Here is a 13982-nt window from a genome sequence, read left to right as displayed (position 1 = left end):
CGTCACCGCCGTCGGGGGCCACGAGCAGGCTGGTCCCCAGGCCGCCGACCACGACGACCACGCACGCGGCGGCCGCGCCCCCCAGCACGCGCCGGGCTCGACGGCCGCGACGCGCCACGTCGGCGTCCACCTGGTCCATCACGCCCTGGCGCATCCGGCCGACCCGCTCGTCGCCGAGGCCGTCCAGGTCCTCGTTCCCACGTCCGGTCATGACGTCTCCCTCATCGCGCGCAGGTCGGCGCGGAGCCGGCCGCGCAGTCGGTGCAGACGGTTGCGGACCACGGCGTGGGTCACGCCGAGCTCACGCGCCGCCTGCTCGTAGCTGTGTTCGCCGTCGATGCACAGGGCGTACAGCCGCCGGTCCAGCTCGCCAAGGGCCGCGACCGCGGCGTCGATCTCGACGCGAGCCAGCTCGGCCTCCACCGTCGACTCGACGTCGTGCCGGGCGGGGAGGTCCTCGTCGAGCTCCGCGGTGCGGCGTCGCGCCGCCTTGCGGGCCGCGTTCATGGCCACCTGGCGAGCGGTCACGAGCAGCCACGGCAGCACGGACCCGTCCACCAGTCGGATCGTGCGCGAGCGACGCCACGCGACCACGAAGGTCTCCTGGGTGACGTCCTCGGCCGCGTCGGCGTCGCGCACGACGCGGAAGGCCTGCCAATAGACGGCCCGGACGTGACGGTCGTAGAGCGTGCCGAACGCGTCGCGGTCACCGGTGCCGGCTCGCTGGAGCAGGCCGGCGTCCGTGTCGGCGTCGTCGCCGGTCTCGGACGTGTGGGGCCTGCTCACGGGGGCCTCCTGGCGGGTGGTCACGACCGGTACATGTCGGTGGACGTCACATCGTCTCACCGGCGTCGCCCTGTGGACCCGAACTAGGATCGGTCCATGCACCCCGTCCGCGCCGCCGTCGTCGCGCTCGCGAGCGCCGTGCTGCTCACCGCGTGCACCGCGCCCCCACCTGCAGCTGGCGGTGGCGAGCAGTTCGCTGCGGCACGCCTCCCCCTGCTGGAGGCCGCCCCGGAGCCGCCCCCGGAGCCGCCGAAGCCCGACGTGAGTCGCACGATGTTCGCCGCAGCGACGCTCTCGTCCTTCGCGGGGCCGCTCGACGCGTGCCGTGGCCCCGTCGCCATCGACGTGCAGGAGGCGGGCCGACCACTCCTGGTGTCCGAGCACGACTACTGCGGTGGGGCGGCGTGGATCCCGGCGCTCGGTCCTGGCGACACCGTCGAGCTCGACGGGCCAGGTGTCGAGGCCGGGCTCTACGAGGTCTCGGTCGTCGACCGTCACCAGCGCCGCAACGTGTACGTCAAGGACCTTCGACCGGACGCCGACGTGGTTCTCCAGACCTGCCTGTCGAAGACGCAGCTGGTCCTCGTCGCGCTGACGAAGGTCCCGGACGCGTCGGTCTGAGGGCCGATCGTGGCCCACGTGCCACGACGGGAAGGACTAGTCCTTCGCGGCCGACGTCGCCTCACGATGCTCCGGACGGTGCCTGGTCGGCGCCCCGGGTCACGGGAGCAAGGCGCTCGACCGATCGGCTGCAGTGCCCGACGAGGCCCGGAAACACAGAGAGAAACGTAAGCGGCTCGGTCTCTCGCGTGACCTCGAGTGTGCCTCGTTGGCGCACGCTGGACCTGCACGAGGTCGAACGCGCCATAGTCCATTGGGACCAGGGAAAGATGGCCCGTAACTTCCAGGACATCTCGGGACTTTAGGCCCTACCTTCTTCTCAGGGAGCGCCACCAACAGGGGTGGCGGAGCGGCCGGGAGACCGGGGCTCACCATTCTGAGGGAGAACACCATGTACGCACTTTCGACTGTCATCGCCTACCTGACCACGGCCAAGATCCGCCGCGACGAGCGTGGCGCCACCGCCGTCGAGTACGGCCTGCTCGTGGCGCTGATCGCCGGAGTGATCATCGCCGTCGTCCTGACCCTGGGCGGAAAGATCTCGGGCGCCTTCTCGGGCGTCAACTCGCAGCTGCCGGCCGCGCCGGCGGCGTCGGCGACCCCCTGATCTTCGCGATCGGGCGGCGCCGCGTGCTCGGGCTCGAGGCGCCGCCCGCCGATCACCACGAGCGGTCCTGAGGAACTGAGGCCTCGGCATCGACTCTCGTCACCCACCGGAGAGGGAGCCCGGAGGGCGGCACAGCAAGCAACAGGGTGAGGGACCGTCCCGCGACGGGGTGCACAGGCATCTCGGGGCGTCCTGTCTGGCGTCCCCACCACCCCTCACGGTCCGGGGTCATGGACCGTGCGCTTCACGAGAACAGGGAGATCTTCGTGAACAAGCAACTTCTGGCCATCGGTGCAGCCGTGCTGCTGGCCGTGCTCGGGTTCGCCGCCCTCTTCGCCTACGCGAAGGGTGCCGACGACCGAGCCTTCGAGGGGACCGAGCGCACCACGGTGCTGCGGGTCACCCAGGAGGTGGCGACCAAGACGCCGGCCTCCGAGCTGAGTGCGGCCGTCGAGGCCGTCGAGCTGCCCAAGGCGGCCGTCGTCCCCGGCGCCGTCACCGACCTGTCCGAGGTCGAGGGCCTGGTCACGCGCGGCGTGCTCGTGCCCGGCGACCAGCTGACCGCCGCCAAGTTCGCCCAGGCCGACGACGTGAAGGGCGACACCGCCGTGCCCAAGGGCATGCAAGAGCTCTCGTTCCTGGTCGAGGGGCAGCGGATCGTCGGCGGTGCCCTGGTGCCCGGCGACACGATCGGTGTGCTTGCCAGCTACAGCGGCAGCACCGCCATGGCGGTCGACGGCGTCCTGGTGCTCGGGGTCGACGCCGGCGTCGGTGACGGCCAGAGCGCGGCCGGTGCCACCGTGACGGTGGCGGTGAAGACCGCCGACGCCACGAAGATCGTCAACGCCATGGAGTTCGGCAAGGTCTGGGTGACCAAGCAGAACGACGACACCGACACCGGTGGCGGTGGCGTCATCACGGCCGACGAGGTGCTGGACCGATGAGCCTCGTCCTGATCGTCGGCGGCGACGACGAGCTCGCTGCCCGGGTGGAGTCCACCATCGGCCACCAGTGCGTGACGCTCGGTGCCGACGCGCTGCAGGGGGACTCCACGAGCTTCCTGCGCGGCCTCGACCCGACCGTCATCCCGGACGCCATGATCCTCACCTCCGCGGTGCCGCTCGCGGCCTCGATGGCGCTGGCGCGCGAGGTCGCGGCGGTCCGGCCCGACGTCGACCTGGTGCTGGTCGCCGCGACCGAGAAGGAGATCATGCTCGAGGCCATGCGGTCGGGCATCCGCGACGTGGCTCCGAGCATCGACGACCCGAGCCTGATGGCTGGGCTGCGGTCGCGGCTCGACGCCCGCGCGCCGACCTCGCCCGGCGACCCGCTCAAGCTGGCCCCCAAGACGACCCCGGTGGACTTCCGATCCCGCACCATGACGGTGTTGTCACCGAAGGGCGGCGTGGGCAAGACCAGCATCTCGACGAACCTGGCGGTCTCGTTGGCGCAGCAGTCGCCGATGGAGGTCGTGCTGGTCGACCTGGACCTGCAGTTCGGCGACGTCTCGACGGTGCTGGACCTGCGGCCGGCGCACACGCTCGAGGACGCCTTCGGTCCCGGAGCGCACGACAACCTGCTGCTCAAGACGTACCTGACGGTCCACGACGCCGGCTTCTTCGTCCTCTGCGGCGCCGAGAGCCCGGCCGCCAACGACCACGTGACCGCCGAGCAGGTGAGCGCACTGGTACGGCAGCTGCAGGAGCAGTTCCGTTACGTGGTCCTGGACACGGCCGCCGGTCTGGAGGACGCGACGCTCGGTGCACTCGAGGCGAGCGACGACGCCATCCTCGTCTCGACGATGGACATCGCCTGCCTGCGCGGCGTGCGCAAGGAGATCGAGCTGCTGGACGAGCTGTCCCTCATGCCGGCCTCGCGCCACGTCGTGCTCAACTTCGCCGACAAGCAGTCGGGGCTGAAGGTGAAGGACGTGGAGGCGCTGCTGGGTGTGCCGGTGGACCTGGTGCTGCCGCGCGCCAAGGAGGTGCCGGTCGCCTCGAACAAGGGCGTGCCGCTCGTCGTCACCAGCAAGTCGAGCCCGTTCGTCAAGGCGGTCAAGTCGCTGTCAAAGAAGATCTACGACCGCGCCCGCGCCACCGAGGGCAAGCAGGGTCACAAGCGGCTGGAGGTGGCGTGACCATGCGGCTGAGTGACCGTCTCGCGAACGCGCGGGAGAGCAGCACCCACGCGACGTCGATCGTCGAGGAGGAGCTGCAGGAGGTCGAGGCGACCGGTGCTCTCGGTGACGCCTACGCGACCATGAAGGCGCGTGCGTCCGAGGCCCTCCTCGACCGGATCGGGGCCCGCATCAACGACCCGAGCCTGACGGAGGAGCAGCTGCACACCTTCGTGCGCGAGGAGCTGACCGCCGTCATCGAGGGCGACCAGCAGCTGCTGCTGAGCTCGGAGGAACGGCGTCGGCTGGTCCGCGACGTCGAGGACGACGCGATCGGCCTCGGTCCGCTGGAGCGCATGCTCGAGGACGACAGCATCACCGAGATCATGGTCAACCGCTTCGACCAGGTCTACGTGGAGCGTCGTGGCCGGCTGACCCAGGTGGCCACCCGGTTCGCCTCCGAGGAGCACCTGCGCCGCGTGATCGAGCGCATCGTCAGCAAGGTCGGTCGGCGCATCGATGAGTCGTCGCCGCTCGTGGACGCTCGGCTCCCCGACGGGTCCCGCGTGAATGCGGTCATCCCGCCGCTTGCCGTCGACGGCTCGTCGCTGACGATCCGCAAGTTCAGCAAGGACCCCTTCACGGTCAGCGACCTCATCGGCTTCGGCAGCATGACCGAGCAGATGGCCCAGCTCCTGCACGCGTGCGTCCAGGCCAAGCTGAACATCCTGGTCAGCGGCGGCACCGGCACCGGAAAGACGACGCTGTTGAACGTCCTCAGTCGGTTCATCCCGGCGGGGGAGCGGATCGTCACGATCGAGGACGCCGTGGAGCTCAACCTCCAGCAGCCGCACGTGGTGCGCATGGAGGCGCGCCCGGCCAACATCGAGGGCAGTGGCGAGGTGACCATCCGCGACCTGGTGCGCAACTCGCTGCGCATGCGACCCGACCGCATCGTCGTCGGTGAGTGTCGTGGCGGCGAGGCGCTCGACATGCTGCAGGCGATGAACACCGGCCACGACGGCTCGTTGTCCACGCTGCACGCCAACTCGCCCCGCGACGCGATGTCGCGGCTCGAGACGCTCGTGCTCATGGCGGGGATGGACCTGCCGCTGCGCGCCATCCGGGAGCAGGCCGCCAGCGCGGTCGACCTGATCGTGCAGATCCAGCGGCTGCGCGACGGGACGCGCCGGGTGGTCAACGTGACCGAGGTGATGGGTCTCGAGGGTGACACCGTGGTGCTGCAGGACATCTTCACCTTCGACTTCGCCGCCGGGGTGGACGAGCACGGCACGTTCCGCGGCAACGCAGTGCCGACCGGGATCCGACCGCGGTTCAGCGAACGCTTCGAGGACCATGGCATCGCCTTCGACCTGGACAACCTGGTGCGCCAGGCGAGGGTGGGGTGACGAGCATGCTGGTCATCGGAGCGGTCCTCGTGCTCGCCGCGGTCTTCTGCGGCTACCTCGCCGTGGTGGGGATGCCCGAGACGCGCGGCACGCGGGGCCGGGTCGCCGAGTACTCGGTCGTCGAGCGCAAGCCCCTGTTCAGACGAATGAACGACACCGCCGTCTCGACGGTGGAGGGGGTGCTGAGCCGTCGGGGGTGGCGGCCCTTCACCTCCGACGAGCTCGAGCTGGCCGGCATGAGGACATCGGTCGCCGCGCTCGTGGTGCTGGTCATCGCCCTCGGTGGTGCGACCTTCTCCGGGCTGGTCGCCCTGCAGCTGCCCGCGCTGCTCGCGTTCGTCGTCTCGTTGCTGGTGCCCGGTGCGGCCAAGGTCGTCGTCCGCGCCAAGGTGACGCGACGGCGCAAGCGGTTCGCCGGCCAGCTCGGCTCGCTGCTGCAGATGATGGCGTCCTCGTTGCGGGCCGGTCAGAGTCTCCCGTCGGCCATGGACTCCGCGTCACGCGACGCGGACTCACCGATGGCCGAGGAGCTGACGCGCGTGGTCAACGAGTACCGGATCGGCCGCGACCTGGTGGACGCGATGGAGCAGGTCGCCGAGCGGATGCAGTCCGAGGACTTCCGTTGGATCGCCCAGGCCATCGAGGCCCAGCGCGCGACCGGCGGCAACCTCAACGAGATCCTCGACCAGGTGGCCGAGACCATCCGCGAGCGGCAGCACATCCGCGAGCAGGTGTCGGCTCTGTCGGCCGAGGGTCGGATCTCCGCGTACATCCTCATGGCCCTCCCGGTTGGAATCGGGGTCTACTACTCGATGGTCGCGCCCGATCGCATGGGCCTGTTCATCGATTCCGGCATCGGCAAGCTCATCCTGCTCGGCTGCGGCGTCATGTACGTGCTGGGCGGCTTCTGGATGCGCTCCATCGTGCGGATCGAGTTCTGACATGGTTCTCCTCGCAGCAGTCCTCCTGCTCATGGCCCTCGGCCTGGCACTCGTGGGCGTGGGTGTGGTGGGCATGCCGGGGGGCGGAGCGGTCCGCAAGCGGGTCAAGACCTTGACCCGCGTGCCCGAGTCCGTGTCGGAGAGCGGTGTGCAGAAGGTCGACGAGACGCGTGCCGACCTGTGGGAGCGCTTCACGCCCAGCACGCTGCTCAAGAGGCTCGAGCGGAACATGGTGCTCGCCGGGCACCCCGAGGGGTGGACCCGGGAGCGCGTGGTCCTGATGAAGCCGGCCGGGGCGCTCTTCGGCCTGCTCTTCGGCTCTCTGATCGTCAGCAAGACCGAGCACCCGCTCATGCCGCTGGTCGCGGTCGCCGCCGTGGTGCTGTGCTACTTCGTGCCGGACCTGCTCGTGTACAACTACGCGATCAAGCGCCAGGAAGAGATCCAGAAGGCCCTGCCCGACCTGCTCGACCAGGTCGTCATCTCGCTCGAGGCCGGTGTCGGGTTCGAGGCGGCGCTGGCCAAGGCTGGGGAGCGCGGACGGGGTCCGCTCAACGACGAGCTCATGCGACTCATGCAGGACATGAGCCTGGGCATGTCGCGGAAGGAGGCCTACCTGTCGCTCGCCGAGCGGACGTCGGTCGACGAGCTGCGCACCTTCTGCAAGGCCGTGGTGCAGGCCGAGGAGTTCGGCGTCTCCATCGCGAGCGTCGTGCGGAGCCAGGCGAAGGAGATGCGGCTGAGCCGGCGCCGCCGGGCGGAGGCCAAGGCCCAACAGGTCCCGGTCAAGATCCTCATCCCCCTGATGACCTGCATCCTGCCGGTGCTGTTCGCCATCGTGATGGGGCCGGCCGTCGTCTACGCCTACGCCATCAACTGACCATCCAGACCACAACTGAAGACGCCCGGCTCACGCCGGCCCCAAGCTCCCCGGACCGCGGTTTCCCTGTTGCCCCGGTCCGGGGCCTCAGCGGGCCGTCCCCGACTCCCGTCGGGGGCGGCTCGCTCTGTGTTCTCAGCGCCTGATTCACGGGCGCGCTCGCCCGGGAGGTGACGCCCGCCACTTGACAGAGGTCAGGGGGTTGTCAAGTGGCTTGACAGTTAGTACCTTTCTGTCAAGTGATCCGCGCCGCACCCCGCAGCGTCGCGACCGGCAGCAGGAGGTAAACCATGACGATCTCGGCCACCGTCGACGGCCGCACCGTCGAGTGGAACGACAGAAAGCGCCATCTGTGGATCATGGGCGCGATCATCCCGCTCATCCCGCTCACCATGTGGGGCATGTACGCCGCCACCGGGTGGAGCGGCGTGTGGTTCTTCGGTCCGTTCTTCGTGTTCGTCCTCATCCCGCTCTTCGACCTGATGGCCGGGCTCGACCCGAACAACCCGCCGGACGAGCTCATCGAGGCGCTGGAGGAGGACCGCTACTACCGCTGGGTCACCTACGCGTTCATCCCGCTCCAGCTCGTCGGCTTCATCTGGGGCGCCTACCTGCTCGGCGGCGGCACGCTGCCCGGCATCCCCGATCCGCTGAGCGTCCTCGAGAGGATCGGCCTGGCCACGGGCCTCGGCATGGTCGCCGGCATCGGCATCAACACCGCCCACGAGCTCGGCCACAAGAAGGAGGAGCACGAGCGCTGGTTCGCCCGCATCGCGCTCGCGCAGACCTTCTACGGCCACTTCTACATCGAGCACAACCGGGGCCACCACGTGCGGGTCGCCACCCCCGAGGACCCGGCCAGCAGCCGACTGGGCGAGACGGTCTGGGAGTTCATGCCGCGCACCGTCCTGGGCAGCCTGAAGAGCGCCTGGTCGCTGGAGAAGAAGCGCTTCGCCAGGCTCGGCAAGAGCCCGTTCAGCCTGAGGAACGACGTCATCAACGCCTGGGCCTTCAGCGTGGTCCTCTGGGGCGCACTCACCGTCGCCTTCGGCCCCGAGATCCTGCCCTACCTCGTGCTCCAGGCCGTCCTCGGCATCTGGCTGCTCGAGTCGGTCAACTTCCTCGAGCACTACGGCATGAAGCGTCGCAAGCTGGAGTCCGGCCGCTACGAGCGGGTCAACCCCTCGCACAGCTGGAACAGCAACAACATCGGCACCAACGTGCTGCTCTACCACCTGCAGCGGCACAGCGACCACCACGCCAACCCGACGCGTCGCTACCAGGCCCTGCGCGACTTCAAGGAAGCTCCTGTGCTCCCCACCGGGTACGCCGGCATGATCGTCGCGACGTGGATCCCGGCCGTGTGGCGTCGGGTCATGGACCAGCGCGTGCTGTCGCACTACGACGGCGACGTGTCCCAGGCGAACCTGCATCCGCGCATGGCGGACCGGTACCGGGCGCGCTACGGTTCCGCGACCGCCACCGACCTCGAGGGAGCCGCCTGACATGGCCCGCTTCATCTGCCCGAACTGCGAGTACGTGTACGACGAGACCGTCGGTGACCCGCGCGAGGGCTGGCCGCCCGGGACGGCGTTCGCCGACGTCGACGAGGACTGGACCTGCCCCGACTGCGGCGTGCGTGAGCAGGTCGACTTCGTGCCCGAGGCCGAGTTCACCGGCAACGACCAGGACGGCAACATCATCAGTGCCGAGACGCGGGCCGCCCGGGCGCGCGAGCAGGCGGACCAAGCCCGGAATCACCAAGCACAGCAAGGAGCGCAGCAGTGAAGGTGTGGGAGTGCCAGCAGTGCGGATTCATCTACGACGAGGCCCAGGGCTGGGAGGAGGAAGGCTTCCCACCGGGCACGAAGTGGGAGGACATCCCCGACGACTGGACCTGCCCGGACTGCGGCGCGGCCAAGGCCGACTTCACGATGACGCAGGTCGGCTGAGTCGATGACCGCGACCACGGACCGCTTCGTGATCGTCGGCGCCGGCATCGCGGGCGTCAGCGCGGCCGGCGCAGCGCGTCTGGCCGGCTTCGAGGGCGAGATCGTGCTGATCGGCGACGAGCCGGAGCTGCCCTACCGTCGGCCCCCGGTCTCGAAGGAGGTCGTGCGGGGCGAGAAGGGTCCTGACGACATCCGCATCCGCAAGGCCGAGTGGTACGAGCAGCAGCGCGTCGACCTGCGCACGGACCAGGCGGTCGCGTCCGTCTCCGTGGAGGACCATGCGGTCATGCTGGCCTCGGGCGAGGTGGTCGACTACGGGAGCCTCCTGCTCGCCACCGGCGGCTCGGCGCGCACGCTCGACGCCGTCACCACCGAGGCGGGTGCCGCGGGCGTGCGGACGCTGCGGTCGCTCGCCGACGTCGACGGCATCGTCTCCGCCCTCGGGCCCGGCCGACCCCTCGTGGTCGTCGGCGCCGGCCTGATCGGGTCCGAGATCGCCGCCAGCGCACGGGAGCGAGGTGCGGAGGTGACACTTCTCGAGGCCGCCGCGTCGCCGCTGCCGCACCTGCTGCCGCCGGCTCTCGGCGACTTCTACGCCGCGCTCCACGCCGAGCAGGGGACCCACCTGCACTGCGGGGTGGAGGTCACCTCCATCGACGCCGGCACCGGGGAGTCCGTCGGGCACACCGTCGTGACCGCCGCCGACGGTCGTGCATGGTCCGCGCCCGTCGTGGTGGTCGCCGTCGGCATGGCGCCGAACAGCCGGCTCGCGGTCGAGGCCGGCATCGAGGTCGAGGGTGGTGCCGTCGTGGTCGACGACCACGGCCGCACGAGCGCCCCCGACGTGTTCGCCGCCGGCGACGTCGCCCTGCTCCCCAGCGGGGTGCTCGGCGGCATGCACCGCGTGGAGCACTGGCAGGGAGCGCAGAACCACGGCGCCGCGGTCGGCAAGGTCGTGGCCGGCCAGGACCTGGCCTTCGACGAGGTCCCGTGGTGCTGGTCGGACCAGTACGGACACACGCTGCAGGTGACGGGCTGGCCGGCCGCCGGGCACGACGTCGCCCTGCGCGGCTCGCTCGAGGCGCGCGACTTCACGGCGTTCTACCTGGACGGCGGCGTGCTTCGTGGTGCCGTGGCGCTGGGCCGCCCTGCCGACGTGCGGCTCGCGCGCCGGTGGATCGCCGACGGTGCGCGGCCCGAGCCCGGCCTGCTCGTGGACTCCGACGACCTCACGGAGGCGCTCACCGAGGTGCCGGCGTGACCGTCGCCGCCGGCCTTGGCGCCGCGACGTACGGTGCCGTCGTGCCCTCCATGCGCGAACGCCTCCTCGACGCGGCCCAGCACGTCGTCGAGTCCGAGGGATGGAGCGCGATCACGATGTCGCGGATCGCCCGGCTGGCCGGAGTGAGTCGTCAGACCGTGCACAACGAGCTCGGCACCAAGCACGCCCTGGCGCAGGCGCTGGCGCTGCGGGAGCTGGACCGCTTCCTCGCCGTCGTGCGTGACCGCCTGCGAGAGGCTGAGGACATCGTGTCCGGCGTCCGGGCGGCGTGCCGCGGCGCCCTCGAGCTGGGGGAGCGCAGCGTCCTGGTCCGCACGATCGTCACGTCGGTCCCCTCCGAGCAGGACGGCGACCTGCTGGCGATCCTCACCACGGAGTCCGGCGAGATCGTGGAGGCGGCGTCGGCCGTGGTCAAGGCCGAGCTGGTCGACCAGTTCTCGCCCCTGCCGTTCGCCGACGCCGAGCTCGACGTGGCCGTCGAGGTGGTCGTGAGGCTGGTGCTCTCCTCGATCACGCGACCGTCCAAGCCGGCCCACGAGGCGGCCGACGAGGTGGCCTGGATGCTGGGTCTGGCCATCGCCGGGCGCGAGGCGGCGGGCTCCGCGATGGCTGCTCCTGGTTCCGGACCTAGATCCAGCGGCTGAACCACATCCGGCGGTACCAGGCGTCGTAGGAGATCAGCGCGTCGGTCCAGATCGGGTGGAAGAACCAGAACAGGGCCACCGTGGCCACCACGAGCAGGCCCACCACCAGCCCCACGGCGTAGCGCTGACGCGCTGTGGCGGCTGCTCGCCGCGCCTCGTCGACCAGCAGGCAGATGGCGATGATCATGAACGGGAGCACGACCACGGCGTAGAAGCTGAAGATCGGTCGGTCGGTGCTGAGGAACCAGGGCAGCCAGCCCGCGGCGACGCCGACCACCGGCACCGCCCAGCGACCGTCGCGGGTCCGGAACCACGCGACGACCGAGGCGATCACCGCGAGGGACCCGGTCCACCACACGGCGGGGTTCCCGAGGGCGGTCACCACCCGCATGCACGACGAGTCGGCCGGAGCGCCGCAGGTGGCGGCGGGCAGGTCGTTCTGCGCGTCGAAGGCCACCGGCCGTTCGAGCACGAGCCAGCCCAGCGGGTTCGAGGCGTAGGGATGCGTCTTGCCCGCGAGGTAGTCGCCGGTGTGGAAGTCGAACAGCATCGCGTGGAAGTGCCAGAGGGACCGGAAGGCATCGGTGATCCCACCGAGCGTCCCGGGGCTGGGAGACGTGACGTAGGCGCCCCACGACGGATCGCCCAGGCCGTAGCGCTCGGCGTACAGCTCGTGGTGGAGCAGGAACCCGGTCCACGACACGAGGTAGACCACGAGGGTCACGCCGACGATCGTGACGAAGGCCGGCAGTCCGGTGACCAAGGTCGTGCGGACCCAGCCGAAGCGTGGCCCCGACGACCCGGTCTCACGTGCGTGGCTGCGTCGGGCGAGCACCTCCCAGGCCACGACGACGAGGCCGAACGCGGCCAGTGCGTAGAGGCCGCTCCACTTCGTGGCCGTCGCCATCCCGAAGCACAGTCCGGCGGCGAGCTGCCAGGGTCGCCAGGGCCGGTGGCGGTCGAGCCGTGCGCGGACGGCGTCGCGATCGGCGACGAGGCAGGCCACGGCGGCGACCACCCAGAAGGCGAGGAACACGTCGAGCAGGGCGGTGCGCGACATCACGAGGTGCATGCCGTCGAGGCACAGGAGCAGCCCGGCCAGGCAGCCCACCCACGTCGACCCGGTGAGTCGGCGCACGAGCCGGGCCAGCACGAGGACGGTGAGGGCGCCGACGACGGCGGCCGAGACGCGCCACCCGAAGGAGTCCATGCCAAACAGCTGCTCACCGAGCGCGATGAGCCACTTGCCGCCGTCGGGATGGGCGATGTAGGCGGGCTGGCCGGTCATCAGGTCCGCGAGGTCGCCCGCCACGATCTTGTCGTTGGCGTCCTCGACGAAGTCCTGCACGTAGCCGTGCTGCAGCAGCGAGTACGCGTCCTTGGCGTAGTAGGTCTCGTCGAAGACCAGCAGGTTCGGCCGTCCGAGGTGCCACAGCCGCAGCACCAGCGCGAGCACCGCCACGGACAGCGGGCCCACCCACCCCACGACGCGCTCCCGCTCCCACCCTCGCACCCGCCCATCCTGCCAGCCCCCACGAGCGGTGACTTCTCCACCGAATGGCGTGTTCCCGCACCGGCGGTGAGAATTCCACGCACTCGGTGCTGAGACGGTGGAATCCTCACCGCTCGACGGGCTCGATGCCGTCGAACCCCTTCAGGCGGACCAGCGGCTCGGCGGTCAGTGCCTCCCACAGGTCGCCGAACACGGGCGGCGGCCCCTCGTAGCCGGCCCGCACCATGGCGCGGTGGACCTCGAGGACGGTGGTCCTCGGCTGGGTCAGCATCCTCGTCGTCACCTGCACGTAGTGCCACGAAGCGTCGCGCAGGCCGCCGTAGCGGTGGATGTCCCGCTGGAACTGCTGCGTGCTCAGGGCGTGCTGCCGACCTTCGAACTCGACGACCAGACGGATCGACCGGTAGACCAGGTCGCCGCGGGCGAGGAACCGACCGGACTGGTCGTGGACGTCGGCGTTCACCTCGGGGACGGGCAACCCGGCAGCGACCAGAAGACACCGCAGGTGACTCTCCGGGAGACTCGCTGCCCGTCCGTCGACCATCGGCAACCACTGCTCGACGCGACTGCTCGCGGTGCGCCAGTGCTGATCTCGCAGGAGGTGACGGAGCAGGTCGAGCCGCAGGTGATCCCGATGAAGGAGCCAGTCGGCCACCTGGACGATCTCCAGCGGGGTGAGCTCGGCCGCGGCCATGAGGAAGGCGCCCTCGACATCGACCGATCCCTCCCGGTGGGGTGGCATGCGGGAGGTGCGGTGGACGAAGATCCGCTGGAACCGGAGGTGGTGGTCGCGGGCCAGCGTGAAGCGGAGTGGCACGAGGTCGTCGATCTCCAGTCCGAGCGGCACCAGCCGGGTCAGATGGCTGAGACAGGCGTCGTCGGGAAGAGCGAGACGGGCCGCAGCGATGAGGGTGTTGGCGTCGAGAACCGTGTCGCGATGCCGGTAGACCCGCGGGAACTCCTCGACGAAACGCCTGTGCTCGAGCATGCGAGCGGTGACGCCGACGGCCATGGCCTCGTCGCGGTGGAAAGCACGTCCTACGAGGGTGTTCGGAAGTGGGCTGGGGTGGCGCATTCCTCCATCCGACTCGGCTGGAGGCCAGGACGCGAGGGGTCCGGGCGCGCCTGTGGAGTACGTCCGTCGTCGGCCTCTTCGCCCCTGTGGACACGATCGAGCGGTGGGGGGGGGGGGGGGGGGGGGGGGGGGGGGGGGGGGGGGGGGGGGGGGGGG

Annotated in this window: 16 protein-coding genes; 12 read left to right on the top strand and 4 right to left on the bottom strand. The window is 70.4% G+C overall.

Going from position 1 to position 13982, the window contains the following annotated elements:
* Positions 1–211, bottom strand: a 211-nt coding sequence (locus NUV38_RS16710; protein ID WP_257730195.1) for a hypothetical protein, incomplete at its 3' end; no start/stop codon positions are given.
* The gene (locus NUV38_RS16705; RefSeq protein ID WP_257730194.1) at positions 208–786 is read right to left on the bottom strand and encodes an RNA polymerase sigma factor; all 579 of its coding nucleotides are present in this window, start codon (positions 784–786) and stop codon (positions 208–210) included. The genes NUV38_RS16710 and NUV38_RS16705, both read right to left, overlap by 4 nt.
* A 96-nt stretch (positions 787–882) precedes the next feature.
* On the opposite strand from NUV38_RS16705, the gene NUV38_RS16700 reads away from it, so the two are divergent.
* From NUV38_RS16700 to NUV38_RS16645, 12 genes are all read left to right on the top strand, one after another.
* Positions 883–1407 carry a hypothetical protein gene (locus NUV38_RS16700; protein WP_257730193.1) on the top strand — a complete coding sequence of 175 codons (525 nt, stop codon included), beginning with the start codon at positions 883–885 and terminating at the stop codon, positions 1405–1407.
* A 391-nt stretch (positions 1408–1798) separates the two neighbouring features.
* Positions 1799–2014 (top strand): Flp family type IVb pilin, encoded by a 216-nt coding sequence (locus tag NUV38_RS16695; RefSeq protein ID WP_257730192.1) that lies wholly within the window; start codon positions 1799–1801, stop codon positions 2012–2014.
* Between the two features lie 230 nt (positions 2015–2244).
* Positions 2245–2958, top strand: a complete 714-nt coding sequence (locus NUV38_RS16690; RefSeq protein WP_257730191.1) for a Flp pilus assembly protein CpaB — start codon at positions 2245–2247, stop codon at positions 2956–2958.
* Positions 2955–4151 (top strand): P-loop NTPase, encoded by a 1197-nt coding sequence (locus NUV38_RS16685; RefSeq protein ID WP_257730190.1) that lies wholly within the window; start codon positions 2955–2957, stop codon positions 4149–4151. The genes NUV38_RS16690 and NUV38_RS16685 overlap by 4 nt, the downstream gene beginning before the upstream one ends.
* Before the next feature lie 2 nt (positions 4152–4153).
* Positions 4154–5539, top strand: coding sequence for a CpaF family protein (locus NUV38_RS16680; RefSeq protein WP_257730189.1), 1386 nt, complete (start codon positions 4154–4156; stop codon positions 5537–5539).
* 5 nt (positions 5540–5544) lie between these two features.
* Positions 5545–6480, top strand: a complete 936-nt coding sequence (locus tag NUV38_RS16675; protein ID WP_257730196.1) for a type II secretion system F family protein — start codon at positions 5545–5547, stop codon at positions 6478–6480.
* Between the two features lies 1 nt (position 6481).
* Positions 6482–7360, top strand: coding sequence for a type II secretion system F family protein (locus NUV38_RS16670; protein WP_257730188.1), 879 nt, complete (start codon positions 6482–6484; stop codon positions 7358–7360).
* Positions 7361–7650: 290 nt separating this feature from the next.
* Complete coding sequence (locus tag NUV38_RS16665; protein WP_257730187.1) at positions 7651–8865, top strand: alkane 1-monooxygenase; 1215 nt, start codon at positions 7651–7653, stop codon at positions 8863–8865.
* A 1-nt stretch (position 8866) separates the two neighbouring features.
* Positions 8867–9148 (top strand): rubredoxin, encoded by a 282-nt coding sequence (locus tag NUV38_RS17175; protein WP_374627563.1) that lies wholly within the window; start codon positions 8867–8869, stop codon positions 9146–9148.
* Positions 9145–9312: a rubredoxin gene (locus tag NUV38_RS16655; RefSeq protein WP_055969034.1), complete on the top strand. Its 168-nt coding sequence runs from the start codon at positions 9145–9147 to the stop codon at positions 9310–9312. Before NUV38_RS17175 ends, NUV38_RS16655 begins: the two co-directional genes overlap by 4 nt.
* Before the next feature lie 4 nt (positions 9313–9316).
* Positions 9317–10573, top strand: a complete 1257-nt coding sequence (locus NUV38_RS16650; protein ID WP_257730186.1) for an NAD(P)/FAD-dependent oxidoreductase — start codon at positions 9317–9319, stop codon at positions 10571–10573.
* Positions 10570–11238, top strand: a complete 669-nt coding sequence (locus NUV38_RS16645) for a TetR/AcrR family transcriptional regulator (protein ID WP_257730185.1) — start codon at positions 10570–10572, stop codon at positions 11236–11238. The genes NUV38_RS16650 and NUV38_RS16645 overlap by 4 nt, the downstream gene beginning before the upstream one ends.
* Here NUV38_RS16645 and NUV38_RS16640 read toward each other — a convergent pair.
* Together NUV38_RS16640 and NUV38_RS16635 are read right to left on the bottom strand one after the other, a co-directional pair.
* Positions 11222–12751, bottom strand: coding sequence for a dolichyl-phosphate-mannose--protein mannosyltransferase (locus NUV38_RS16640; RefSeq protein WP_257730184.1), 1530 nt, complete (start codon positions 12749–12751; stop codon positions 11222–11224). The two genes, NUV38_RS16645 and NUV38_RS16640, sit on opposite strands and share 17 nt — an antisense overlap.
* A gap of 106 nt (positions 12752–12857) precedes the next feature.
* Positions 12858–13763, bottom strand: coding sequence for a hypothetical protein (locus NUV38_RS16635; protein WP_257730183.1), 906 nt, complete (start codon positions 13761–13763; stop codon positions 12858–12860).
* Between the last annotated feature and the right edge of the window lie 219 nt (positions 13764–13982).

It is taken from the genome of Aeromicrobium sp. 50.2.37 (genome assembly GCF_024655735.1).
GTDB lineage: Bacteria > Actinomycetota > Actinomycetes > Propionibacteriales > Nocardioidaceae > Aeromicrobium.
The sequence above is the reverse complement of the archived record's forward strand: the minus strand, read 5'-3'. Positions and strand labels throughout refer to the sequence as shown.